This is a genomic window from Rhodococcus sp. 06-221-2 (genome assembly GCF_002258365.1).
In the GTDB taxonomy this organism is placed as follows: Bacteria; Actinomycetota; Actinomycetes; order Mycobacteriales; family Mycobacteriaceae; genus Rhodococcoides; species Rhodococcoides fascians.
This window is the reverse complement of record NZ_NOYJ01000025.1, coordinates 83,042-106,757: the sequence shown is the minus strand read 5'-3', so window position 1 is coordinate 106,757 and position 23,716 is coordinate 83,042. Positions and strand designations below refer to the sequence as shown.

Sequence of the window (23,716 nt, the reverse complement as noted above, 5' to 3'; positions counted from 1 at the left end):
TTCCGAAACCGCCGCTCACTGGTCGAACGCTACCGATTCGACGGTACGAAAGGCGAACGCGTTCGCGCTCAGCGGTCCCGCTTCGCGCGCAGAGCGGACACGACCGACTCGGCGTAGTCGGCGATATCGGGCTCTCCCGAACGCACTGCGCTGTCCTGGAGCACCGACCAACGCGAAATCAGCGCCTGCGACCGCGGTACCGACAGCTGATGTGCGCGCGCCGCGGCAATTCGAGTGTGATCGTCGGGTAGGAACCAGTACGTGGTCAGCCACACCCAGATCAACCTCGCGTCGAGCAGCTTGGTAGCCAGCACGTGGTCGTCCGCCAGTGCAGGCCAGATGCCGACGACCTCCGAACGCCACGCGTCGATCATGGCCTGCTCGCGATCGTGCGAGAGCTCGAAACTGCACAGACACCCCGGGAACGACGCCAACGCGTACGTGATGTCGAGAGTGGCGTCTCGAAAACCGCCCCACTCGTAGTCGAGGAATCGAACGCCTTCGTCGTTGACGATGATGTTGTCGGGACACAGATCCGACGGGCTGAAGGCACGGAACGCTCCGTGTGCGAACAGCCGTCCGCTGCGCGAGACCCGTTCGAGAAGGACGTCCGGTGGTGCCCCTACTCCGAGCAATCCGGTCAACATGCCGGGTACCGCGGCGAGGGCATCGGGTATCTGCGCGGAAATCCCGTCTGCCGAGTCGGGCTGGCCGACCCGCCGAAGCAATGCTGCGAAATCGTCCTCGCGGCCGACGGTTGCCGCATGCATGCGCCCGAGCGCCTGAGCCATGGCCATCAAGGAGTTGGTGACCATCGATGCATCGGAACTGCGCAGCAGCGTGGGGATCGCACTGGCGTCACCGAGGTCGCTCAGAATCAACAGCCGAGCATCGAGATCGTAGGCGTGCAGCTCCGGCCCCGGCCTGCTGTCGGTGGCCAGGGCGTTCGCGAACTGGTACGACGCGGCCTCGCGCAGAAATGCACTCGACCCGGCGACATCGGTGAGCTCGGAATGCAGCTCCGATTCTCCGGGAAGATCGCGCACCTGCTTGACGACAAGGGTTCGCGGAAGCTGAAAAGGATTCTCGGACACCTTCACTCGCAACACGATGGCTTGGCCACTACCCCCGAGGTCGACGGGATCGATCAGCGTCACCGGTGCTCCGGTGCGCTTGGTCAGTAGTCGCTGGGCTGCTGCCACTACCTCGGATACAGGGTCTGCAAGTGTTGCGGTCATCGTTGTCCAAGCTACCTGTTCGCTACGTCGTACTGTGCCGTGTCGTCGGCTACGAAAGAGACACGATTGTCCGTTTTGCGGCTTTCGAGATCCCATTCGTAGACCCGACCAGCTGGCCGGTTACCCCGAAGCCACCAAAGTATGCAGCGCGAACTACATCGGTGCAACGTCGACCGAGACCGCGATCGTGCTCTTCTCGGCCTCGGTGTAGATGACCCCGCGCAGCGGCGGAACGTCGGCGTAGTCACGGCCCCAGGCGACCGTCGCATATCGCTCGTCGACCAGCTGATCATTGGTCGGATCGAAGGCCAGCCAGCGGTCGTCGGGCATCCACACCGCGGCCCACGCGTGGGTCGCATCGACACCGATCATGCGTTCCTTGCCCGGTGGCGGTTCCGTGGCGAGATAGCCCGACACGTACCGTGCCGCCAACCCCTGCGACCGCAGACAGGCGATGGCCAACCGAGCGAAGTCCTGACAGACCCCCGAACGTGCGGCGAGGACGTCGACCACGGTGGTCGATACCGTCGTGGACCCGGACAGATACCGAAAGTCGGTGAAGATTCGGTGCGTCAGATCGACGATGACGTCCGCGAGCGGACGCCCCGGCGTGAAACTGGGCGCGGCATACGCTCGCACCTCGTCCGTGATCTCCGGCGTCGGCAGATCGAGGGCGAACTCCACCGCCGATGAACGTGCCGACTCCGCTGCATCGGTCCTGGTGGGGTCGAACATGGCCATCCGGGCCGATTCCCACGGGGCAGTCGCAGGCCACGACGTGGTCTCGTCCACCGGCCGCGGGTACACCTCGACGAGCGAATCCGCCGTGACGACCAGCTTCTCGTGATCGTTGGTCACGTGGAAGTACACGTCTTCGTTGCCGTAGACATCGACGCCGAACGATTGATCGGTGGGTGGCGGCTCCACCGTGACCGACTTCTCGACGCAGTGCTGCCCGTCCATGTCCCGCGGCGCGAGAAATCCTCGCCCGTAGGACGACGTGACGCGATCGGAGTAGGTGTACGTGGTGATGTGCTTGATTCGGTACCGACGACTCGTCATCGTGCCCCGCTTCCGATCCGCGCACCGACGCTGCCCCACAGCGGCTGGGTACCGCCCGGCAGCGACATGTGCGTCGCGAGAACAACTCGGGACAGTTCTTCGAGCGAATCGTGAATACCGTCCACGAGATCGATCAGTTCCACCCGCCGCCCGGTGGCGTCGACCGACTCCAGATCACCCGGGTCGACGCGCCGCAACCGAACCCGCATCTGCTCGACGAGTTGTTCGGGCCGCGAGCTACCGGACGCATCCGGTAGCGCCCCGAGGTCGTCACGAAGGCGGTCGAGTTGGTACACCAGTGCGCGAGGGTTGCCGGCGTCGAACAGCAGGAGCTGCGCAACTGCAGCCGGCCGTGCACGACCACTGTTGCGTCGGCGATAGATCACCGAGGACTCTGCCGCAGACAGCACCGAATCGATGACCGCCTGTTCGGTGGACGGCGTCAGGGCGTGACTCAGAGTCGCTGACAGCAACGCTGTCAGTTGCAATCCCCGCTCTATTCGCTTGCCCGCGTCCATCAGGTACCAACCGGCGTCGCGAACCATCGACTCCGACGCCAGTCCGGACAGCGCGAGCAGACCGCGCAGCACGCTCGATTGCGATGCAGCCAGCTGGGCACCGTTGTTGACGGCCGACTCGCCCAACTCATCGAGCGCGGTGTCGATGCGAGCGAGCACTGCCCAGGTGTCGTTCGAGAGTTGATCGCGCACCGCACGAGCTGCCTGTTGCATCCGATCGACCGACTGCGCCAGTGAACCGAGGCGCTCCACCGAGAGCATCAGCGAACGCATTTCGGCCATCGCATCGGCGCGGATCGTCTCGTCCAGGAATCCCGGTCCCGTGCGCGATACCTTCGTGACCGCTTCCAGCAGAAGCGGCAGGCTGTCGCTGCCGTCGAGCCACGGCATCGAACGATAGTCCTGATCCCGCTCCCGGGCGGCGATGAGCAGACGTGTCATGTCCTCCGCGCGTTCGCTGTACCGACCGAACCAGAAGAGATCGCCCAGCACACGCGGGGAACTGACCACCTCGACGTTGGACGCGGCGTACTGCGGCAACTCCTCCACCGTGGCAGGCGGGGTGTGCGGAGCAGAATCGGCCGGAGTGACCCTCTCCACCGACTTGACCCACACGTCCTTGGAGGCGACGGTGATCAGTGGTTCGGTGACCGGCGCCGTGATCATGACCTGACCCAGACCGCCTCGCATCGGGGTGTAGCCGACCCGCTGCGCGACGGTGAACAAGCGCATTCCGACCTGGGCCGGAGCAACCGCCAACTGCTCCCCCGACCCGCTGCCCCACGACGAACCCACCGGAGCCAGCGAGAACTCCGGCACTTCCTGACCGGTCCATTTCCACGGAGCTGCCTCGACCTCGTCCCACAGCGCCCGGGCCGCCTGCTCGGTGAGATCGTGACCCACGACCGCGCGTCGGGACACGGTGGATCTCAATACCAGCGATCGGAAGCGAGTTCGCATGTGCGAGAGTGCGATCGGATCACCACCCCAATAGGTGGGGACCGAATCGAGAGTCAGATCCTCATCCAGCAGAGCCCGGCTCAGAGCCGGCAGCAACGGTGTCAGTGCGGGATTCTCGAGGACTCCGCTACCGAGAGTGTTGACCACGCTCACCGCACCGCGCCGCAGGACCTCGACCAGACCGACCACACCCAGATGCGAATCCGGACGCAGATCGAGCGGGTCGACGAACTCGGCGTCGACGCGTCGTAACACCACGTCCACCCGTCGCAGTGTGCCGAGCGAACGCATCCACAAACAGCCGTCCCGCACCACCAGATCGGCGTTCTCGACGAGCGGGAAGCCCAGAACCGTTGCCAGATAAGCCTGATCGAACGCCGTCTCGGAATGCGACCCCGGCGTCAACACCACCACGACAGGATCCTCGGCGGACGCGGGTGCAGCGTCACGCAGCGCCAAGCGCATCGCCCGAGCGAACGTCGACAGCGGCCTCGGATTGCTCGCCTGGAACAGCTCCGGCATCGCCCGCGACATCACTCGCCGATCGGCCAGCGCATACCCCACCCCGGACGGTGCCTGAGTGCGATCCGCAACGACCGAGAACCGGCCGTCGGACCCGCGCGCGATGTCGGCTGCGTGCATGAACAACTGATGCGGACCCGGGACGGTGATGGCGTGCGCCGGTCGAAGATAGCCGGGGTTGCCGAAGATCAGCTCGGGCGGAATCAGACCGCGCCGGACTGTCTCCTGCGCACCGTAGATGTCGGTCAGGATGGCGTCGAGCAGTTGCGAACGTTGAACCAGCCCCGCTTCGAGCCGATCCCATTCGTCCGCTGCAACGACGTACGGGACGCTGTCCAATCCCCACCGCACGGAACTGGGCCCGGGCTCGTTGCCGCCCGTCGGAATCGGGTTGTACGTGATTCCGTGATCGTCGACCAGCCGGCTGACCCGGGACTGCAACGTCTGCATGGCACCCGGGCCGGCGTCGCGCATACCGTCGACCAACTCCGCCCAGTGCGGACGCACCTTGTCGTCGGCAGCGAGCATCTCGTCGAACAGATCTCTGCGACCCGTCACGGCCTCACGTCGACCGTGATATTCGAGCCACGGTGACACGAGGTCGGGTGACACGGGGTCGGGCGCACCGGCCGCCGTCTCGCTGCGGCCCGCCTCACTGTGAGCGGTATCCACGGGCACCATCGAGCCGTTGTTCCTTCCGTCGGTCGATCACACTCCGTCGCCGGATGAGGCGTGGTCGTTGCCGAATCCACCCGTTCCGCGTCGGACCGAAATCGCTACCGGTCGACTCGTTCTTTTCTTGCCCGCCTCAGGACGTGTGAACCCCGGTCCGGCGCAGGTCCAGCATGCCGGGCGCAGTCACGTCGATCGCTTGGCGAGCGTGCATCTCGAGCAATCTTGCTATGTCCACCTTGCCGGACGTGAACCCGCCCTCCTCGAAACGACCGTTGCGTCGCGCTTCCGCCTCCACCGAGTTGACCGGTGGACCGTCGTACGACCGTCCGCCGGGGTGCACCACGTGATACGAGCACCCGCCGACTGCGCGTCCGGTTTGCATCTCCACCAGATCGAATCGCAAGGGACTCTGCACCTCGATCGTGGGGTGCAGCGCGCTCGGCGGTTGCCAGGCGCGATAGCGAACTCCGGCGACCTGGACGTCCTGTCGCTCGGTGCGCAACATCGGTACCGGCACCCCGTTGCAGGTCAACAGGTAGCGGCCCACATCGGCACCGGCAACGCGAACCTGGATGCGCTCGACCGAGGAGTCCACGTAGCGCGCCGTGCCCGACGACGTCGACTCCTCCCCGAGCGTGTTCCACGGCTCGATTGCACCGCGCAGTTCGATCTCGGCATCGCCGACGACGGTGGTACCGATGCGCGGGAAACGAAACTCGGTGAACGGGTCCAGCCAGCTGGTATCGAATTCGATGCCGTGCTCGCGGAGGTCCTCGGCGACCCGGCCGATATCACCGATCACGAAGTGCGGCAACATGTATCGACCGTGCAGGTTGGCACCGTGCCGAATCAGTGGTGCTTCGAGCGGGGTATCCCAGAATCGCGAGACCATCGAGCGCACGAGTAAGGACTGCACCATCGCCATCTGATGATGCGGCGGCATCTCGAATCCGCGAAGTTCGAGCAGACCGAGCCTGCCGCGGGTGGAGTCGGGGCTGTACAGCTTGTCGATGCAGAACTCGGCACGGTGCGTGTTCCCGGTGATGTCGGTGAGCAGGTGCCGCAGCGCCCGATCGACGACCCACGGCGATGCCGAACGGTCGGCACCGGTCAGACGCTTGATCTCGCTGAACGCAACCTCGAGCTCGTAGAGCGACTCCTCACGACCTTCGTCGGCTCGGGGGGCCTGCGAGGTGGTACCGATGAATCGACCCGAGAACAGGTACGACAGCGACGGGTGACGTTGCCAGTGTGTCAACAGAGACACCAGCAGGTCCGGTCGGCGCAGCACCGGCGAATCGGACGGTGTGACGCCACCCAGAGTGATGTGGTTACCACCGCCGGTGCCGCGAGTGGTGCCGTCGTTGTCGAAACCCTCGGTACTCAACCGTGATTTACGCGCCTCGAGATACAAGCGCTCCATCAGCTCGTTCTGCTCCGCCCACGACGACGTCGGCTGAACGTTCACCTCGATGACCCCGGGATCCGGAGTGACCGTGAGGGTTTGGATACGGGGATCCGAAGGCGGGCCGTAACCCTCGAGGACGACCGGTGTCTCGATCGCGGATGCGGCGCGCTCCACCCGAGAGACCAGATCGACGAAGTCGTCCAATCGATCCATCGGCGGCATGAACACGTGCAGTACGCCGTCGCGTACCTCGGCGACCAGTGCGGTCACCGCAGTTCCACCCACTCCGGACGTCTCCCGCACCGCCTGCGCGTAGCGCGACTCGGCCGGGTCGACGGCCCGGGGTGGTTGCTGCGTCAGCTGCGGGGTCGGCAGATCGGGTTTCGGTGCGGTGGGATCGGCCGGGTTCTCGACCGGACCCCCGTCCCACGAGATCGCTCGTAGCGGCAGACGGAGCCCGGCGGGAGAATCCCCCTCCAACAACACGATTCGCCCACGTCGCAGCTTCCAGTCTGCGCTCTGCCAGCCAGTGCCGTCCTCGGTCCGCGAGATCGGCAGCACGAATGCCGCCGGTTCGTCGGTACTGGCGTCGAGCCGTTCGAGGAGAAGCCTTCTCGCAGCTGCGGAATCTGTCCCCGGTTCGAGATCGTCGGCGTCGGCCGGAGGATCCCCGTAGGGCTGACGCACCAGATCCAACAGCTTGACGAGCGGATCCTCGTAGGCCGGACGCGCTTGCGAGGCGGGCAGACCCAATCCGTCGACCAGTCGGTCGATCAGCTTCTGCGATACGGAATTGTCGACTGGATCAGGACGCAGATCGTGCGCCGACCACGGATCGGCTATGAGGTCCGAGTCGTGCCACAGTGCCTGGCCGTCGGTGCGCCAGAACAAACCCACCTGCCATCGTGGGAGAGGCTCACCGGGATACCATTTGCCCTGGCTGCGCTGGACCATGCCGTCGGGCGCGTAGATGGTTCGAAGTCGTTCTGCGAGAACGCTGGCCAGCTTGCGCTTGTGCGGACCGTCTGCGGTGGTGTTCCACTCGGGCGCTTCCTGGTTCTCGATGGCGACGAACGTCGGCTCACCACCGACGGTCAATCGAATGTCCTGATCGAGCATGCGCCGGTCGATCTTCTCGGCCGTGGCCTCGATCGCGTCCCACTGCTCGGCCGTGTATGGCAACGTTGTACGCGGATCCTCGTGAACACGCACCACAGTGTTCGAGAAGTCCAGTTCGGCTGTGCATTTGCTCGTCGCGCCGGAAATTGCGGCCGCGGTCGACGGATGCGGCGTGGCCGACAGTGGAATGTGCCCCTCGCCGGCGAACAGGCCCGAGGTGGGGTCCATTCCGACCCAACCGGCACCGGGGAGATACACCTCGGTCCAGGCGTGCAGGTCGGTGAAGTCCTCGACCGGCCCGGACGGACCGTCCAGCGATTTCACGTCCGAGGACAATTGGACGAGGTAACCCGAGACGAAACGCGCGGCCAGGCCCATCTGACGAAGGACCGACACCAGCAACCACGCGGAGTCGCGGCACGATCCCACGGCGGACGTCAACGTCAGGTCCGGGGTCTGCACTCCGGGCTCCATCCGCACGGAGTAGCCGACGTCCGCCATCACGGCCTGATTGGCCATGACGAGAAAGTCGATGGTGCGCAACGATTCTCCCCGCTCGACGACGGCGGCCTGCAGCTTTTCCACCCACGCGGACACGACCGGTCCGGGCCCGGAACCGGCCTTGTCCTCGTCCACCGGGCGAAGATAGGGCTCGAGATCGGGCAGATCGTGTTCCTCGTATGCGAAGCCGAAGTGCTCCGCCCATTCCTCGACGAAAAAATCCAACGGATTGATCGACGCCATGTCCGCAACGAGTCCGACCGTGATGGACAGATGGTCGGTTCGCTCGGGGAACACCACGCGGGCGAGAAAGTTGCCGAAGACGTCCTGCTGCCAGTTGACGAAATGCTCGGCCGGCTCGATCTTCAGCGAATACGCCTCGATGGGAGTGCGCGAATGCGGTGCCGGTCGCAGCCTGATCTCGTGCGGAAAGATCTTGACCGTGCGGTCGAATCGGTAACTGGTGCGATGTTCGAGTGCAACCTTGATGCCCACGGCGAGCCCCTCGTGATAGTCCCGGTATGGGTAGAAACAACAACCCTAGTGGGCCCCGGCCCGGTGCGCTCGGCAAGAATTCGAACCATCGACGATGCCCGACGGTATTCGGGCCCGCACGACCGTCCACGTGTCGAACGCCTTGACACGCCTCATCGGTCTACGGTTCGCTCAGCTTCGAAAATGCGGACGAATCGTCGACGTACCACGCCAGACATGAAGGGTGAACCGTGAGTGAAAACCCGCCCGACGGACCGCAATACGGTCGCGGACCCAACCCGGACCAGCCGGACCCGAACACGCCGCAGACACCGGGAAACGGGTACCCACCACCCGGCAACTACCCGCATCAGGGCAGCTACCCGCCACCGCCCGGCAACTACCCGCCCCAAGGCAACTACCCGCCTCAGGGCGGCTATCCTCCCCCTCCCGGAAACTACCCACCGCCGCCCGGAAACTACCCACCTCAGGGCGGCTATCCGCCTCCGGGCGGCTACCCACCCCCTCCCGGAAACTACCCACCGCCGCCGGGAAACTACGGGAACTACGGAAATCAGAACTACGGACAGACACCTCTCGGACCCAACCCCGGTCGACTCGACGTCGGTGCTGCACTGAGCTACGGCTTCGACAAGTTCAAGGCCAACACCGGACCGTGGCTCGGTATCACGGCCATCGTGTGGGCGGTCAGCGTCGCCGTGTTCATCGTCACGTTCGCATCGACCCTGACGGCCGCGGTCGCTGCTGCCGACCGAGGTGAAAGTACTGCCGTCGCGGCGACGTCGGGCGCATTCCTGGTGGTGACCACGATCGCGACATTCGTGTCCTACTTCGTGAATGCGGCATACGTACGGGGAGCGTTGGACGAAACGGGTGGGCCACAGAAGCCGACGTTCGGCAGGTTCTTCCAACTCACGAACGTTCCGCAGATTGCGGTACTGGCTTTGATCTGGACGGTGGCCAGCGTCGTGCTGAGCTTCGTTCCTTTCCTGGGCACCGTCCTGCTGGTCGTGATCGGTTTCCTCGCGAACTTCGCACTGACTTTCCTGATCGATCGAAACCAGTCGGCGATCGAGTCGATCAAGTCGTCTATCGACCTGACGGTCAAGAACTTCGGCCCGGTCCTGCTGCTGTTGCTGGCCCTCGCCGCCATCAACTTCATCGGCATTGTGCTGTGCGGCCTCGGTCTGCTCATCACCCTTCCGGTCTCGGTGATCGCCACCAACTACGCCTACCGCGTACTCACCGGCGGGCCCCTGACTCCCGCGCGATGATCTCGCACCACGACAGACGCGAATGTCCCCGTAACGCACTGCGTTACGGGGACATTCGTTCTTGCGGACCTCGAGTGGAAGCTAGGCCTCTGTCGGCGCTTCTTCCTTCTTCTCCGGCTTGAAGTCGACGCCCGATTCCTTGCGCTGCTGCGCGGTGATCGGTGCGGGCGCGTCGGTCAACGGGTCGATGCCGCCACCGGACTTGGGGAATGCGATGACCTCACGGATGGAATCGACTCCGGCGAGCAGCGCGGTGATGCGATCCCAACCGAACGCGATTCCGCCGTGCGGCGGCGCGCCGTAGCTGAAGGCATCGAGAAGGAAGCCGAACTTCTCCTGGGCCTCTTCCTTGCCGATCCCCATGATCGCAAACACTCGTTCCTGAATGTCCTTGCGATGGATACGAATACTGCCGCCGCCGATCTCGTTTCCGTTGCAGACGATGTCGTAGGCGTAGGCCAGAGCAGATCCCGGATCGGTGTCGAATGTGTCCATCGACTCCGGCTTCGGCGACGTGAACGCATGGTGCACGGCCGTCCACGCCCCGGACCCGACGGCGACGTCGCCACTGGCGGTGGCGTCGGACGTGGGCTCGAACAGCGGCGCGTCGACGACCCACACGAACGCCCACGCCTTGGGGTCGATCAGGTCGAGCTTGCGTGCGATCTCGCCGCGGACAGCGCCCAGCAGTCCGCGGGAGGCCTTGACCGGACCGGCGGAGAAGAAGATCGCGTCGCCGTTCTTCGCGCCGACGTGCGCAGCGAGGCCGTCACGTTCGGCGTCGGTCAGATTCTTCGCGACCGGGCCGCCGAGGGTGCCGTCCTCGCCGACGAGAACGTACGCGAGGCCCTTGTGTCCACGTTGCTTGGCGAATTCCTGCCAGCGGTCCAGTTGCTTGCGGGGCTGAGACGCGCCACCGGGCATGACGACCGCACCGACGTACGGAGCCTGAAAGACGCGGAACGTGGTGTCGGAGAAGAAGTCCGTGCACTCGACCAGTTCGATGTCGAATCGAAGATCGGGCTTGTCGGAGCCGTAGCGGCGCATGGCCTCGGCGTAGGTGATCCGCGGGATGGGTGCCGTGAAGTGGTGCCCGACGAGCTTCCACAGCGACGCCAGAATTTCTTCGGCCAACAGGATGACGTCGTCCTGGGTGACGAAGCTCATCTCGACGTCGAGCTGGGTGAACTCGGGCTGACGATCGGCTCGGAAGTCTTCGTCTCGATAGCAGCGAGCGATCTGGTAGTACCGCTCGATACCGCCGACCATCAGCAGCTGCTTGAACAGCTGCGGGCTCTGCGGCAGTGCGTAGAAGCTACCCGGCTGCAGACGAGCGGGAACGAGGAAGTCCCGTGCGCCCTCGGGGGTGGAACGCGTCAGCGTCGGGGTCTCGACCTCGACGAACTCGTGGTGCGCCAGAACCGATCGGGCGGCAGCGTTGACGTGCGAACGCAGCCGAATCGCATGGCCGGGGCCCTCACGCCGAAGGTCGAGATAGCGGTACTTGAGCCGCGCCTCCTCACCGGGCTGATCGTCGAGCTGAAACGGCAACGGTGCGGCCTCGGACAGGACCTCGATCTCCGATGCCTCGACCTCGATGGCACCGGTGGGGATCTCGTAGTTCGCGTTGCCTTCGGGACGACCCTCGACCTTGCCGGTCACCTTCACCACGTACTCGGCGCGCAGTCGGTGGGCCTGCTCGAGTGCTGCGCCCTCGCGGAAGACGACCTGAGACACACCGGAGGCGTCACGCAGATCGATGAAGATGACGCCACCGTGGTCGCGTCGACGGGCCACCCATCCCGTCAACGTCACAGTTCGGTCGACGTGCTCGGGGCGTAATGAGCCGGCGAGATGGGTGCGCAGCACGGGTGTCCTTTCGAGAAAAATCCGCTGATCGTGTTCTTCGCTCACCGATCCTACGGAGCACATCACCATAGAAGGAAACGAGATGCCGTCCCGGCATGCGAAGCTAAGGCCGACAGTGGCGGCATCGGTTCGCACCGCAGATGCGGGCTCGGCGGAGGGGAACTCCAACATGACGTTCAGAGAAGGCTCGCAAACGACACCGGGCCGAGTCTCCGTCGGCGGTGGCGGCGGAGGCGGCGGACGCGGCAAGTTGGCGATCGGCGGTGGTGCCGGTGGACTGGTCATCATCGTCCTCGCGCTGCTTTTCGGCGGCGACCCGGGAGCAATCCTGAACCAGATCAGCGGTGGCGACAGCTCTGCGGGTCAGAACGGCTCCGGGACGTCGGGAACTCTCGACTGTGACGTCGCAGACGCGAACAGCAACGTCGATTGCCGTATCGACTTCACGGTAGGAAGTCTGGACACCGTCTGGGAATCTCAGCTCCAAGCCCAGACCGGCGTCGCCTACGTTCAGCCCGGCGTGAATCTGTTCTCGGGAGCAACGAACACCGGCTGCGGCAACGCCACCAGCGCCGTCGGGCCGTTCTACTGCCCGGCCGATTCCACGGCGTATTTCGATACCAGCTTCTTTCAGGTCCTGGTCGATCAGTTCGGCTCCAGCGGTGGCCCACTGGCACAGGAGTACGTCGTGGCGCACGAGATCGGCCACCACATCCAGAACCAGTTGGGCGACATCGGGCGCGCACAGCAAGACCCTCAGGGTCCCGAGTCCGGTGGCGTGCGGGTGGAATTGCAAGCCGATTGCTACGCAGGAATTTGGGCGCACTACGCGGCCGAGACCGTCGACCCGAAGAGCGGCGTCCCATTTCTGGAACCGCTGACCTCCGCCCAGATCGACGACGCACTGTCCGCCGCGTCCTCGGTGGGCGACGACCGGATTCAGCAGGCGTCCACCGGACGGGTCAACCCCGAGGGCTGGACGCACGGCTCGTCCGCCCAGCGCCAGGCGTGGTTCTCCACCGGCTACGAGACAGGACAAGTGGCCGCCTGCGACACGTTCTCGGCTCGCGACCTCGACAATCCCTGAACCAGTACTGCTCAGAACAGCGTGAGTGCCGGCCCCGAGGTCACCAACCCGCGGGGTTCGGCAGGCTCGTTCGCGGGCAACGCGCGGGTCTGGTCGGCGGCGAAACCGTAGGTGTCGAGCAGCGGATCGATTCTCGCCTTCAGCCACTGCTTGTACTCCGGAGTGACGTACGCCCCGTGTCCGTAGAGCTGGCGGTATCTGCGTACCAACGCCGGGTGCTCCTTCACCAGCCAGCTCATGTACCAGTCCTTGGTGCTCGATCGAAGATGCATCGGCAGCGCCGTGACGGTCGTCGCCCCGGCCTCGGCCAGCGCAGCGATCAGCCCGTCGAGTTGTCTGGCTCCGTCGGTGAGAAACGGAATGACCGGCGCCACCAGCACACCGCAGTCGAGTCCCGCATCCCGCACGGCGCGGATGAGGTCCAACCTTGCTCGCGGACTTGGTGTTCCGGGTTCGAGCTGCTTCTGCAAATCTGCATCGTGGATCGCCAAACTGATGCTCACGTGTACGTCGACCTTCTGTGCAGCCAGGGTCAGCAGCGGCAGATCCCGTCGCAACAGCGTTCCCTTGGTCAGGATCGAGAACGGCGTACCCGACTCGGTCAACGCGCGAATGATGCCGGGCATCAACCGATATCGCCCCTCGGCGCGTTGATAGGGATCGGTGTTGGTCCCCAGCGCGACCGGCTCCCGCTTCCAGGATCGACGTGCGAGCTCTTTGCGGAGGACTGCCGCAACGTTCGTCTTGACGACGATCTGCGAGTCGAAATCGTTGCCGGAATCGAGGTCCAGGTATTCGTGTGTCGGCCTCGCGAAGCAGTACCGGCACGCATGCGAGCATCCGCGCATCGGATTGACGGTCCACGAGAACGGCACCTGCGATTCGCCCGGAACCTCGTTCAGGGCACTCTTGCACAGCACCTCGTGAAATGTGATGCCCTCGAACTCCGGGGTCTGCACGCTGCGGACGAGCCCGGACCGTTCCAGCCCCGGTAGCGCGCCCTCGTCTGCGGCATCGAGAGTCTGACCGGCCCATCGCATGCACACAGTCGAACATTTGTTCTATGCCGTGTCAAGGTCGGCATCGCTCCCCCGCATCCCCCGGTCGGGTCCGGCAGCCGACAAGCGATAGCGTAGGGCCCGAAGTCGATCCTAGGAGTGCACCGCACGTGACCGCCCCGAACACACCGACCCTGGAACCCATTCTGCGCCTGGGCCTCACCCTGGGACCGGCCATCGAGATCGGTTCGGTGCCCGAAGGCGACCGAGTCGTCACCACCGTCCTCGGCGGGGCCGCACCCGGCCCGGACATCGAGGGCACTCTGGCTGCTCGATCGACCGTCGTCAGCGTCACCCGGCCCGACGGGTGCACCGAGTTCAGCAGCGATCTCGTCCTCGAATTGGCAACCGGCGGTTACCTTTCGCTCGACTACCGAGGAGTCCAGTTCGGACCGGCCGAGGTCATCGACGCTCTGAACGATCCCGACCGAGAGGTCGACCCGGCGACCTACTACTTCCGCGGCACGTTGCGAGTGTCGACCGCTGTTCCGAAGTTCACGTACCTCAACCGGGCCCTCGTCGTCACCTCCGGCTCACGATCGGCCGAGGCCGTGGTGCTCGACGCATTCCTGGTGACCTGAGAGCCGTCCGCTCTCATCCGAGCAGCTGCGCGACCTCCCGGTCGGTCAACGTCGCGTGCGGAGTGCGACCCTTGCTGCGAACCAGTTCGATCGCTCGGTAGAGGGGCCGTTCGTCCAGCCCGGCGTCGCGCGCCTCGGCCCGCAGCTGATCCACCAGCACCGACGCGATGGCCGCCGCGGGAACGAGTTCGGTGGTCCACAGCGAATCGGCGAGCGTGCGCAACGCAAGAATCGGCAGTTCGCGGCCGCCACCCCTGGTGTAGAGCGCCAACGGCAGAACGATACGAGTACGACCGTCGTAGAGCCGCAGCGAGATCTGGTCGATTCCGGCCGTGCGGATGGTCATTTCCGCCGTCACCACCTCCGGCATGTTCAGCCGTCGGGTACGCAGTCCCCGAGCGCACAGCCGTGGCCCGTCGAGCCACACCCGGCGGCGCAATCCCAGCCAACCCGACAGCGCCGCCGGACCACCGACGATCACTCCGACGAGGACTGCCACCCACACGGGGACGACGAGCGCCAGAACGACGCCCAGCACGACTCCGACCAGTAGCGAACCGACCACGATCTTGCGCAACCGCGGCGCGAGGAACTCCGCCGAGACCAGATCGAGGGCTACCGGACCCGCCGAGGGCCGAGGGTCATCGGCCAAGGTGCACTCCGAGGACGTCGACCACGTCGGCCAACGCGACCGTCTCCTGCTCGCCGTTCGAAAGGTCTTTCATCACGATGGATTCGGCCGACAGCTCTTGATCGCCCAGCACGAGTGCGTATCGGGCTCCCGAACGATCGGCCGCTTTCATCGCTCCCTTCATGCCGCGATTTCCGTACGCCATGTCCACCGCGATGCCACGTTCACGCAACTGCGCCGCGATGTCGACGATCGCGAGTTTGGCCGCGGCACCCATCGGGATGCCGAACACCTGACACCGCGACGTCGTGCCTGCGGTCTTGCCCTCGGCGGCCAACGCGAGGACGGTGCGGTCGACACCGAGCCCGAATCCGATACCCGACAGCGCCTGCCCGCCCAACTGCTCCATCAGGCCGTCGTAGCGGCCGCCGCCGCCGATGCCCGATTGGGCCCCGAGGCCGTCGTGCACGAACTCGAACGTCGTCTTCGTGTAGTAGTCGAGTCCACGAACCATGCGCGGGTTGACCAGGTACGGAACATTCATCACATCGAGGTAGGCCAGCACCTCGTCGAAGTGCTGCTTCGCAGAATCGGAGAGATGGTCGAGCATCAACGGCGCGTCGGCAGTCATCTCGCGAACCTCCGGCCGCTTGTCATCGAGAACCCGCAGCGGGTTGATCTCGGCGCGTCGACGCGTGTCCTCGTCCAACGGAAGCGCAAAGAGGAACTGCTGCAGCAACTCTCGATACTGCGGGCGGCAGGTGTCGTCACCGAGCGAGGTGATCTCGAGCCTGAAGCCGGTAAGACCGAGGGCGCGGAACCCGGCGTCGGCCACGGCGATGACCTCCGCGTCCAGCGCCGGGTCGTCGACGCCGATCGCCTCGACACCGACCTGCTGCAGTTGGCGGTAGCGGCCGGCCTGCGGGCGCTCGTACCGGAAGAACGGCCCGGCGTAGGCCAACTTGACCGGCAGCGCCCCGCGGTCCAAGCCGTGCTCGATCACAGCGCGCATGACCCCGGCGGTGCCCTCGGGACGCAATGTCACCGATCGGTCGCCGCGATCGGAGAAGGTGTACATCTCCTTGCTGACCACGTCGGTCGATTCGCCGACTCCCCGGGCGAACAACCCGGTGTCCTCGAAGATCGGGAGTTCGATATGGCCGTACCCGGCGGCGCGGGCGGCACCGAGGAGGCCCTCCCGGACAGCGACGAATTCGGCCGAATTCGGGGGGAAGTAATCGGGAATGCCCTTGGGCGCGGAAAAGGTGGTCGGCTTGCTCACGGTCACAGCTTTCCTTGCTCGGGGTCGCCGAGTCCAACGAGGAACGGATTGGACCCGCGCTCCTGACCGATGGAACTCTGTCCGCCGTGTCCGGGGAGCACGACGGTCTCGTCGCGCAGCGGCAGCAACCGCGACGCGATGGACCGTAGAAGTTGATCGTGGTCGCCGCCGGGCAGATCTGTCCGGCCGATCGACCCGGCGAACAAGGTGTCGCCGGTCAGCGCCAACGGAACCGTCCCGTCGGGACCGTTGGCCTCGGTGAGGAACACCACCGAGCCCTGCGTGTGCCCTGGAGTGTGCACGACCGTGAAGTCGATTCCCGCGAGGCTCAGACGTTGCTCGTGCGCCAACTCGATGACCTCGTCCGGCTCGTGGAACTCGAGGTCGCCGAGCACGGCAGCGAGCGTCGGACCGGTCCCTTTGATCGGGTCCGCCAACATGTATCGATCCTCGGGCGCGATGTATGCGGGGATTCCGTACTTCGAGCAGACCGGCTCCACGGACCACGTGTGGTCCAGATGACCGTGGGTCAGCAGCACCGCCGTCGGGTTCAGCGAGGATCGCGTCAGGAACTCGACCAACGGATCGGCGGCATCCTGGCCGGGATCGACCACGACGCACTCGGATGCGTCGTCCTGAGCGAGGATGTAGCAGTTCGTCTGAAACATTCCTGCGGGGAATCCGGTGACGAGCAAGACAATCGCTCCTAAGAGGCAGAGGCCGAAGTACCGAGCCAGCTTAGTGGGGAGGTTCTCGTCGGGTCCCCCCAGCATGCTCTCAGGCAATGATGGCAAACTCGCGTTGGCCGATTGTCGGCCGGCTACCACACGACCCACCCGCTCAGCGAGCAGGCGTGGTCGAACCAGGACAAGCGGGAGGACACGAATTGCCCAGCAACGAGCAACGGCGCGAGGCTGCCAAGCGAAAGCTCGAACGCCAACTCGTACGACGTGCAGAGCGAGCACGACGTCGGAAGCAGTTGACGATCGCCGGCTCCATCCTCGGTGTGGTTGCGGTCGTGGCCGTTGTCTCGGTCGTCTTCGTGGTGACCCGCGGTGACGACGACGCGAGCACGGCGCAGGACTCGACCACGTCTGCGCCGGCCGATTCGATCATCGCTGCGGGCCGTACGGAACCGCTGCCCGAGACGGTGAACTGTTCCTACCCAGCCGCCGCGCAGCCGGCCGCCAAGCCCAACACCCCTCCCCGCACCGAGAACATCCCCACCAGCGACGAGTCATTGAGCTACAGCATGGCCACCACCGCCGGCAACATCGGCCTGACCCTGAACAACCCCGAATCCCCGTGCACGGTGAACAGTTTCGTGTCCCTGGCCAATCAGGGCTACTTCGACGGCACCACCTGCCACCGCCTGACGACGGGTGCCGGCCTGCAGGTGCTGCAGTGCGGCGATCCCACCGGCTCCGGTAGTGGCGGGCCGGGCTACCAGTTCGCCGACGAGTTCCCCACCGACACGTACGCCGAGGGCGATCCTGCCGCGCAGACTCCCGTCCTGTACCCCCGCGGAACCCTGGCGATGGCCAACGCCGGCCCGGGAACCAACGGCAGCCAGTTCTTCCTCGTCTACGGCGATTCGCAACTCCCGCCCGCCTACACCGCCTTCGGCACGATCGACGAGACCGGTCTCGCCACCTTGGATGCCATCGCGGCCAAGGGGGCGCAAGGCGGTGCCTCCGACGGTGCACCGGCCGAGCCGGTGGACATCACCTCGATGCAGAGCGACCTGTGACACGCGTACCCGGTCTGGTGATCGCAGCCTCCGCTGCGGCACTTCTTCTCGCCGGCTGCTCCGGATCGACGGAGACCGCTGCCACGCCCACTCCGGCCGGTTCGACGACCGCTGCCTCGACGTCGGCCACGACGACCACCCCGCGGCCGCCGCTGAATCTGTCGCGGTTCGGTGCGCTGCCGCCCGTTCCGCAGCCGACCACCGATACGGTCTCGTGTGCGTACCCGGCGGAGTCTCCGGCTGCCAAGGAGGTTGCTCCGCCTCCGACCGAGAACATCGACGTCTTCGGAACGGTCGACGTGACGCTGTCGACGACCCAGGGCGACATCGGAATGACGCTCGACCGTACCGAGGCCCCGTGCGCCGTCAACAGTGTGGTCAGCCTGGCTCAGCAGGGCTACTTCGACGGCGCACCGTGTCATCGGTTGACCACGTCCCCCGGCCTCGAAGTGTTGCAATGCGGCGACCCGTCGGGATCGGGCCGTGGCGGCCCCGGCTACAGCTTCGCCAACGAATACCCCACAACGGCGTTCGCCGACGATCCCGCGCAGGCCCAGAACCCGGTCGTCTACCCCCGTGGCACCCTGGCCATGGCCAATGCAGGCCCTGACACCAACGGCAGCCAGTTCTTCCTGGTGTACGCCGACTCGGTGCTGCCGCCGCAGTACACGGTGTTCGGCACCATCTCCGATGCCGGCCTGCAGACCCTGGACGCCATTGCGGCCGGTGGAGTCAGCGGCGGTGCAGAGGACGGCGCACCAGCGAATCCGGTGGTCATCACCTCGGCAACCTGAGGTACCGCACGACGACGACAGGGTGAGCAGAAATTTCTGCTCACCCTGTTGTCGTATCGGGTCGGAATTCGGTCAGGCCGCCGACGTGAGCCTGTACACGTCGTACACGCCCTCCACGTTGCGCACGACGTTCAGCACGTGCCCCAGATGCTTGGGGTCACCCATCTCGAACGTGAACTTGCTGATAGCCACCCGATCGCCCGACGTCGCGACGGATGCCGAGAGGATGTTGACCTTCTCGTCGGCCAGAGCCTTCGTGACGTCCGAGAGCAACCGATGCCGGTCCAGGGCCTCGATCTGAATGGCCACGAGGAACACCGAGGAGGCCGACGGTGCCCATTGCACCTCGATGAAGCGCTCGGACTGCTCCTCGAGCGACCGCGCATTGGTGCAGTCGGTGCGGTGGACGCTGACCGACCCGCCGCGGGTGACGAACCCGAGTATCTCGTCCCCGGGCACAGGGGTGCAGCACTTGGCGAGTTTTGCCACGACACCCTCGGCACCGGTGACCAGCACCCCGGCGTCTCCGACCTGACGCGGTCTGGTCGGAATGGTCGACGGCGTAGAGCGCTCCGCGAGCTCTTCCTCGACGTCACCGACACCACCGAGATGAGCGACCAGCCTCTGCACGACGTGGCGAGCAGAAACGTGGTTCTCACCGACCGCGGTGTACAGCGCCGACACGTCCACGTACCGCAGTTCGTGGGAGATGGCCGACATGGACTCGGCATTCATCAAGCGCTGCAACGGAAGTCCGCCGCGACGGACCTCTTTCGCGATGGCGTCCTTACCGGCTTCGAGGGCCTCTTCGCGACGTTCCTTGGCGAACCACTGACGGATCTTGGTCTTCGCACGCGGTGACGCGACGAAGCCCTGCCAATCTCGACTCGGCCCGGCCGTGACGGCCTTGGACGTGAAGACCTCGACCACCTCGCCGTTGTCGAGGGTCCGTTCGAGTGCCACCAGGCGACCGTTGACCCGGGCTCCGATACAGCGGTGACCCACTTCGGTGTGCACCGCATAGGCGAAGTCGACCGGACAGGATCCGGCGGGAAGCGTGACGACATCGCCCTTCGGGGTGAAGACGAAGATTTCCTTGACCGCCAGGTCGTAGCGCAGAGATTCGAGGAACTCGCCCGGGTCGGCCGCTTCACGCTGCCAGTCGAGCAACTGGCGCATCCACGCCATGTCGTCGACCTCGGCGTTGTCCTGAGAGTGCTTGCCCTTGGTCTCCTTGTATCGCCAGTGAGCAGCGATACCGAACTCCGCGGTGCGGTGCATGTCCCTGGTGCGAATCTGCACTTCGAGTGGCTTGCCCTCGGGCCCGATCACCGTGGTGTGCAGCGACTGGTAGACGCCGTACCGTGGCTGCGCGATGTAGTCCTTGAAGCGGCCCGCCATCGGCTGCCACAGCGAGTGCACGACGCCGACCGCGGCATAGCAGTCGCGGATCTCGTCGCACAGAATGCGCACTCCCACGAGGTCGTGGATGTCGTCGAAGTCGCGGCCCTTGACGATCATCTTCTGGTAGATCGACCAGTAGTGCTTGGGACGTCCCTCGACGACGGCGCTGATTCTCGATGCCGCCAGTGTGGCGTTGATCTCGGCCCGTACCTTCTCGAGGTACGTGTCGCGGGACGGTGCCCGATCTGCGACCAACCGAACGATCTCGTCGTACTTCTTGGGATGGAGAATGGCGAAGGCCAGGTCTTCGAGCTCCCATTTGACGGTGGCCATACCCAGCCGATGAGCAAGCGGCGCAATGACTTCCAGTGTTTCCTTGGCCTTGCGGGCCTGCTTCTCCGGGGGCAGGAATCGCATCGTGCGCATGTTGTGCAGTCGATCGGCGACCTTGATGACCAACACCCGCGGGTCCCGCGCCATCGCGATGATCATCTTTCGGATGGTCTCGCCCTCGGCGGCCGTCCCCAGTACGACCTTGTCCAGCTTGGTGACCCCGTCGACAAGATGGGACACCTCGTCACCGAACTCCTCGGTCAACTTGGCCAACGAGTAGCCGGTGTCCTCCACCGTGTCGTGCAGCAGGGCCGCAACCAGCGTGGTGGTGTCCATACCCAGTTCGGCGAGGATGTTCGCCACGGCAAGTGGATGGGTGATGTACGGGTCGCCGGACTTGCGCATCTGTGTGGAATGCAGCTCGTCCGCGACGTCGTAGGCCCGCTGCAGCAGCGTCAGATCGGCCTTGGGATACAGCTCGCGATGCAGACTGACCAGAGGTTCGAGGACGGGCTTGACCGCCGCGCTGCGTCCGGCCGTGATGCGACGAGCGAGCCGCGCCCGAACTCGACGGGAGGCCGAGGTGGGCACGGGTGCCGAATTGCGTGCACCCGACGGCGCCTGGTCGTCGGCCTGCGCCGAATCACTCGACACCGGCTCGCGCACGCCCGGTCTGTCCACCACCGGATCGTTGACCACTGCGGTATCGACGACCGCGCTCGTATCGCCGGACGCGACCGAATCCGCACCGGTTCCCGGCCGATCGGCGACTGCGGGCCGCTCGGGCAAGGGCTGATCGATGTAACGGGTCACTCTCATCACCTCCTGCCACACATTCGCGCCGACGCCAGGACAGATCCGGTCGACGCTGTATCAGTCGACTTTAGTCCTCAGACTCGAACCAGGCAGGCGAGCGGGTAGTCACTGCACTTGCTGCGGCCGTCGAGCGCCTCGATTTCCAACACCACGGTCGCCCCGACCACCACCGCGCCCTGCTCGGCCAACAACCGAGCTGTCGCATCGACGGTACCGCCGGTGGCGAGGACATCGTCGACCACGAGCACCCGTCGACCGGCCAGCTCGATGGAGGTCGGAATCTGCAGTTCCGCGGTTCCGTATTCGAGATCGTAGGTTCGCGAGTGCACGGGCGGCGGCAGTTTGCCCGCCTTGCGTACAGCGAGCACCCCGCAACCGAGCTCGAGTCCCACGCCCGCTCCCAGCAGAAACCCTCGGGCATCGATGCCCGCCACCAGATCGACGTTCTCGAAACCCTCCGCCAATGCCGTGACGACGCTGCGCAACGCGGGCCCCTCCGCGAACACCGGGGTCAGGTCGCCGAACCGCACCCCGTCCACGGGAAAATCGTCCACCCACCGCGTCAGCCGATGCACGGCCGACACGGCATCACCGCGCACCCCGCCGTCCTGAGTCACTGTCGCATCGCTCATTTCAGAAGTACCCACCGATCCATGTTCCAGCCGGCACCGGCCGCCGTGGGGTTGGCCACGACGTCCTGCATACCGTCGCTCACGACGGTGGTGCGCGGCTCGCTGTACAGCGGAAGCGACGGCATGTCGTTCCACAGAATGTTCTCGCCCTCGGTCGCCAACGCCAGCACGCGCTCGGGATCGTCGGTCACCGCCAGCTGGTCGACGATCGAGTCGATCCGCCCGTTGCTGTACCCGCCCACGTTGAGGCCGATACCGGTTCGCAACGAGTACCGTGCAACGACGGACGACGCCGAGCCGGTCGGCCCTGGCAGCGACCCCGCGCCGCCGAGAACGGCGTCCACTGTTCCGGCACGAAGCGCGGACGGCGTGAACTCCGGTGAGCTCGCGTCCTCGACGGTGATCCCCGCCGCCGCACAATCGGTCGCCATTCGGCTGACCAGCTGAGCGCGGCGCGCGTCCGGTGCCAGGTAGCCGACGCGTACGGTCAGCGCACTGCTACCCGATGCGGCCAGTTCCTTGCCCGCGCGGTCCAGGTCCGACCGCTGGTACCGGTCGCCGACCGTCGCGGCAACCGAGGGGTACACCAGAGTGTCCGGTTGCATCAGCCGAGAATCGACGACGCTGGAGCCGGGCCCGGCCGGCGGTGCCTCGAAGCCAGGGTGCCCGAGTGTGTCGAACAGGTCCGTTCGCGGGATGCATGCGGCCACGGCCCGGCGAGCACTCGCTTCCGCCAGCGCGCCCTGGGTCGCGAACGTCAGCTGCTCGACGCCTCGCGACGGTTCCGTGACGGTCTCGAACCCCTCTGTCGAACCCAGATCGTTCGCGCCCGCACCCTGGTCGATCACGTCCAGAGATCCATCGTTGATCTTCGCCGGGACGTCGGTGCCCTTGGGCCAGATCACGACTCTCTGCGTCTCGGGCGGAATGCCCCACCAGGCGTCGTTCGCGACCAGAACCAACCCGTCCTCGGCGGTGTACGAGTCGACGCGGTACGGACCGGCCGACGGCAACAGAGACGTGTCGACAGAACCGGGCGTCAACGTCCACCCGGTGTTCCAGAAATCGGCGATCCGAGAGACGACACCGTCATCGCCGGCCACTATGGGATCGACGACGTTCGGTACCCCGGCCGCGCGCGCAGCCACGTGTGCGGGCAACAGATCGGTGGCACCGAACAGAGCTCGCCAGTTCTGGTAGCTGCGGCCCGGGGCGAAGACGACGGTGGCGTCCTTGGACCCGGGGACGCAGTCGATGCTCGCGATGTCGGAGTATCCCGCCGTCGACGCCGCGTCGAACAGGGGACGGTCGGTGGCGAACCGGCCGCTGTTGGCGGCCCACGCCAGCACCAGGTCATCGCACGCCATCGGTGCGCCGTCGGAGTATTTCGCCGCAGGCGCGATCGTGTACTGCAGCGTCAGAACGTCCCCTGGCACGACCGCGACGGTACCGATGTCGTTGTCCGACAGCGCATCACCGTCCGGTCCCAGATAGCTGAACCCGACCTGGACTCGTGTGAACGCCTGACGCGCTCCCGACGCGGCCCCGTCGACGGTCCTGGCGTTGTAGTTGTTCACCACGTTGTCGAACGAGTACCCGATGGAAGGCACCTTGTCCTCCGAGGCCGAACATGCGGTGAGCGACGCTGCGGCCAGACCCGCTGCCAGCAGTGCCGCGCTCCACCTACGTTCCACGTGCACTCTCCAT

At 65.6% G+C, this 23,716-nt stretch carries 17 protein-coding genes; 5 read left to right on the top strand and 12 right to left on the bottom strand.

Going from position 1 to position 23,716, the window contains the following annotated elements:
- Positions 1-68: 68 nt before the first annotated feature.
- The 4 genes from CH281_RS13130 to CH281_RS13115 form a co-directional block, all read right to left on the bottom strand.
- The gene (locus CH281_RS13130) at positions 69-1,238 is read right to left on the bottom strand and encodes a kinase (RefSeq protein ID WP_032372489.1); all 1,170 of its coding nucleotides are present in this window, start codon (positions 1,236-1,238) and stop codon (positions 69-71) included.
- 153 nt (positions 1,239-1,391) lie between these two features.
- On the bottom strand, positions 1,392-2,300 hold the full coding sequence (locus CH281_RS13125; protein ID WP_032382091.1) for a transglutaminase family protein: 909 nt from the start codon (positions 2,298-2,300) through the stop codon (positions 1,392-1,394).
- Positions 2,297-4,981, bottom strand: coding sequence for a circularly permuted type 2 ATP-grasp protein (locus CH281_RS13120; RefSeq protein ID WP_094694461.1), 2,685 nt, complete (start codon positions 4,979-4,981; stop codon positions 2,297-2,299). The genes CH281_RS13125 and CH281_RS13120 overlap by 4 nt, the downstream gene beginning before the upstream one ends.
- Positions 4,982-5,108: 127 nt before the next feature.
- On the bottom strand, positions 5,109-8,498 hold the full coding sequence (locus tag CH281_RS13115) for a transglutaminase family protein (protein WP_032387320.1): 3,390 nt from the start codon (positions 8,496-8,498) through the stop codon (positions 5,109-5,111).
- Positions 8,499-8,728: 230 nt separating this feature from the next.
- Here CH281_RS13115 and CH281_RS13110 point away from each other — a divergent pair, with 230 nt between their 5' ends.
- Positions 8,729-9,772 (top strand): hypothetical protein, encoded by a 1,044-nt coding sequence (locus CH281_RS13110; protein WP_094694459.1) that lies wholly within the window; start codon positions 8,729-8,731, stop codon positions 9,770-9,772.
- An 81-nt stretch (positions 9,773-9,853) separates the two neighbouring features.
- On the opposite strand, the gene aspS is transcribed toward CH281_RS13110, so the two are convergent.
- A complete protein-coding gene (aspS, locus tag CH281_RS13105; RefSeq protein WP_032372494.1) occupies positions 9,854-11,641 on the bottom strand; it encodes an aspartate--tRNA ligase in 1,788 nt (595 codons plus the stop codon).
- Positions 11,642-11,810: 169 nt separating this feature from the next.
- Between aspS and ypfJ the strand changes: the two genes are divergently transcribed.
- Entirely contained in the window at positions 11,811-12,728 is a 918-nt protein-coding gene (gene ypfJ, locus CH281_RS13100; RefSeq protein WP_032365115.1) for a KPN_02809 family neutral zinc metallopeptidase, read from the top strand.
- An 11-nt stretch (positions 12,729-12,739) separates the two neighbouring features.
- On the opposite strand, the gene CH281_RS13095 is transcribed toward ypfJ, so the two are convergent.
- Positions 12,740-13,768: an Rv2578c family radical SAM protein gene (locus CH281_RS13095; protein WP_094665275.1), complete on the bottom strand. Its 1,029-nt coding sequence runs from the start codon at positions 13,766-13,768 to the stop codon at positions 12,740-12,742.
- Between the two features lie 128 nt (positions 13,769-13,896).
- Between CH281_RS13095 and CH281_RS13090 the strand changes: the two genes are divergently transcribed.
- Positions 13,897-14,367, top strand: a complete 471-nt coding sequence (locus tag CH281_RS13090; protein ID WP_032370476.1) for a DUF3237 domain-containing protein — start codon at positions 13,897-13,899, stop codon at positions 14,365-14,367.
- A 13-nt stretch (positions 14,368-14,380) separates the two neighbouring features.
- Here CH281_RS13090 and CH281_RS13085 read toward each other — a convergent pair whose 3' ends face one another.
- From CH281_RS13085 to CH281_RS13075, 3 genes are read right to left on the bottom strand one after another with little or no spacing between them, the layout of a single operon-like run.
- Positions 14,381-15,019: a hypothetical protein gene (locus tag CH281_RS13085; RefSeq protein ID WP_027496957.1), complete on the bottom strand. Its 639-nt coding sequence runs from the start codon at positions 15,017-15,019 to the stop codon at positions 14,381-14,383.
- Positions 15,009-16,280 carry a histidine--tRNA ligase gene (gene hisS, locus CH281_RS13080; protein ID WP_032388471.1) on the bottom strand — a complete coding sequence of 424 codons (1,272 nt, stop codon included), beginning with the start codon at positions 16,278-16,280 and terminating at the stop codon, positions 15,009-15,011. The genes CH281_RS13085 and hisS overlap by 11 nt, the downstream gene beginning before the upstream one ends.
- Before the next feature lie 2 nt (positions 16,281-16,282).
- On the bottom strand, positions 16,283-16,975 hold the full coding sequence (locus tag CH281_RS13075) for an MBL fold metallo-hydrolase (protein WP_032370475.1): 693 nt from the start codon (positions 16,973-16,975) through the stop codon (positions 16,283-16,285).
- A gap of 191 nt (positions 16,976-17,166) precedes the next feature.
- Between CH281_RS13075 and CH281_RS13070 the strand changes: the two genes are divergently transcribed.
- Both CH281_RS13070 and CH281_RS13065 read left to right on the top strand, forming a co-directional pair.
- Positions 17,167-18,030, top strand: a complete 864-nt coding sequence (locus tag CH281_RS13070; RefSeq protein ID WP_094694592.1) for a peptidylprolyl isomerase — start codon at positions 17,167-17,169, stop codon at positions 18,028-18,030.
- Positions 18,027-18,824: a peptidylprolyl isomerase gene (locus CH281_RS13065; RefSeq protein WP_052053307.1), complete on the top strand. Its 798-nt coding sequence runs from the start codon at positions 18,027-18,029 to the stop codon at positions 18,822-18,824. Before CH281_RS13070 ends, CH281_RS13065 begins: the two co-directional genes overlap by 4 nt.
- A gap of 72 nt (positions 18,825-18,896) precedes the next feature.
- Here the strand turns inward: CH281_RS13065 and CH281_RS13060 are convergent, their stop codons facing one another.
- The 3 genes from CH281_RS13060 to CH281_RS13050 form a co-directional block, all read right to left on the bottom strand.
- On the bottom strand, positions 18,897-21,152 hold the full coding sequence (locus tag CH281_RS13060; protein WP_167327864.1) for a RelA/SpoT family protein: 2,256 nt from the start codon (positions 21,150-21,152) through the stop codon (positions 18,897-18,899).
- 299 nt (positions 21,153-21,451) lie between these two features.
- Positions 21,452-22,009 (bottom strand): adenine phosphoribosyltransferase, encoded by a 558-nt coding sequence (locus CH281_RS13055; RefSeq protein ID WP_051365142.1) that lies wholly within the window; start codon positions 22,007-22,009, stop codon positions 21,452-21,454.
- A complete protein-coding gene (locus tag CH281_RS13050; protein ID WP_032365085.1) occupies positions 22,006-23,709 on the bottom strand; it encodes an ABC transporter substrate-binding protein in 1,704 nt (567 codons plus the stop codon). Before CH281_RS13050 ends, CH281_RS13055 begins: the two co-directional genes overlap by 4 nt.
- Between the last annotated feature and the right edge of the window lie 7 nt (positions 23,710-23,716).